2 protein-coding genes are annotated in these 2,020 nt (G+C 45.1%); both read right to left on the reverse strand.

Annotated elements, in window-relative coordinates:
- Positions 1-365, reverse strand: a 365-nt coding sequence (locus BLQ99_RS14640; RefSeq protein WP_171904709.1) for an ATP-binding protein, incomplete at its 3' end; no start/stop codon positions are given.
- On the reverse strand, positions 362-1,894 hold the full coding sequence (gene istA, locus BLQ99_RS14645; RefSeq protein WP_171904710.1) for an IS21 family transposase: 1,533 nt from the start codon (positions 1,892-1,894) through the stop codon (positions 362-364). The genes BLQ99_RS14640 and istA, both read right to left, overlap by 4 nt.
- Between the last annotated feature and the right edge of the window lie 126 nt (positions 1,895-2,020).

Raw genomic sequence — 2,020 nt, forward strand, 5'->3', positions numbered from 1 at the left:
CATAAACCTAAGGCGGTTGCCAGATGGGTTTTTCCTGTACCTGAGTTGCCCATCAAGATAACATGGCGTTTTTCGTCCAAATATTCACCCCTTGCGAGCGATAAAATTCGCGCTTTATTAAGACTAGGGATCATGGTAAAATCGAAAGTTTCCAAGCTTTTAACTTGTGGAAAGCCGGCCTGCTTAATGCGCCGAGCCACGGTGTTTTCTTCCCGTTGATCATTTTCCTGCTTTAAGAGAGCGATTAAAAAATCCAGGTGCGATAATTGTCTTGTTTCAGCTTCGCGCAGTAAATTATTCAAAGATTGCGCAGCACCAGGAAGACGGAGTTCTTTAAGGTAATGCAGTGCCAGCTTTATAGTCATGCGCTCTTGCCTCCCTGAATAAGTTCCTGGTACCGGCTAATCTGAACAGGCGCTACTGTGTTTGTCGGAGAAACATTGATTTCGGCGCTCGTATTTTCTGATACTGCTCGGGTTTTGTCGCGAACTGCCACTTCAAGCGCTGCTTGTACAGCATCGACAGCCACTATGCCGGTTTCCAGCGCTTTTTCGATAGCTGTTGCTAATAGGTCGACGGAATATTGTCTGAGTAGTAGCAACAAGGCTACAAACTGCTTGTTGCCGTTTTGCGGGTCTTTTTTTAAAACTTCCAGATGATATTGGGTAAATATAGCCGGGAGGTTAGCTTGACGCACCGGTTTGGCCTGGCCGACTGCTCTGGGTTTACGTTCCAAAAGTTTAAGGTAATGCTCTAACTTAAAGTATTGCTGGCCGCTGTCATAAGAGCGGGGATAGCAAGCAACCAATGTTTGTTTGTCGTATATCCGTATTTCATGGACATAGCCTTTAACGGTTAATAGGCGGCCCACATAGTCAACAGGAACAGAGTATTGATTTTTGTCAAAAGTTATTAGGCTAAAACGGTTGACTTTAACTTCTTTGCGCGAACAGCAGTCAAAGGTATGTATCGACAAAGGCCGGAGCAGATCTTTTTCTTCGGCGAAACGATCCTGAAAACTAATTTTTTGCTTGCCGCGCGGCCGGTTATTAAGTTTGCGGCAACATTCCTCCAGCCATTCATTCAATGCTTCAATGCTCGTAAACTCTGGTACCGGTGTGAATATATGATTTTTAACATAGCGGGCAAGTCCTTCCACAATACCTTTCTCATTGCCTTTGGCTACATTACAAAACTGGCTTTCAAAGCCATGATGAGCACGAAACTTTAAAAAGGCATCTTGCTCTTCGCGCTGTCGGCCAACTAGCACCCTTTTTACAGCTGTTTTGAGATTGTCGTAAAGGATTTGGCTGGGAACACCACCAAAGAAGGCAAAGGCATGTTCGTGGGCATCAAAAAACGCTTCTTGGCGCTGATGCGGATAAAAACGGATGTAAAAGGCTTTGCTGTAGCTAAACCGGAGCAAAAAGATTTCACCGACAACATCTTGGCCATTGATTTTGGCAACTGCCGGGGTCCAGTCACACTGGGCGTAACCTTTAGGGTCGTGGTCTAGCGGCAAAAATGCTTCGATACGCTCTAAGTTAAGTTCTTTTTTGATTTCCCGGACCCATTTTCGGACAGTCGATGCACCGCCGGTAAAGTCATACTCTTCCGTAAGGCGTTCAAAAATGCGCTGGCTGTTGTGCCGTTGCTTGGGAGGACGCTTTTGGTCATCAAGCAGCCATTGCCGGATAATCGCTCCAAACTGATTGCGTAGTGGTGCAGGCGGTGGTGCTTGACGCTTGTAGGTTGTGACATCTTCAAGCGACTGATACAGGATTTTCCGTATCGTTTGACGGGATAAACCGACTTCGCGGGATATCTGACGAATTGATTTTCGTTCTCTTATGTGCAGATCTTTGATATACTTATATGTGTCCACTTTGATCATCTCTTTCTCCTGCCTTCTGCTAAAAAGTTTGCCAACTTCTAGCATAGCAGGTTTGATGGTCAAGGTGGTCAACTTTTTCTCTAGCGTTTTTCGCTAAAGTGGTCAATTATTATGTTAGCAAATACA

The organism is Sporolituus thermophilus DSM 23256, assembly GCF_900102435.1.
Classification (GTDB): domain Bacteria; phylum Bacillota; class Negativicutes; order Sporomusales; family Thermosinaceae; genus Thermosinus; species Thermosinus thermophilus.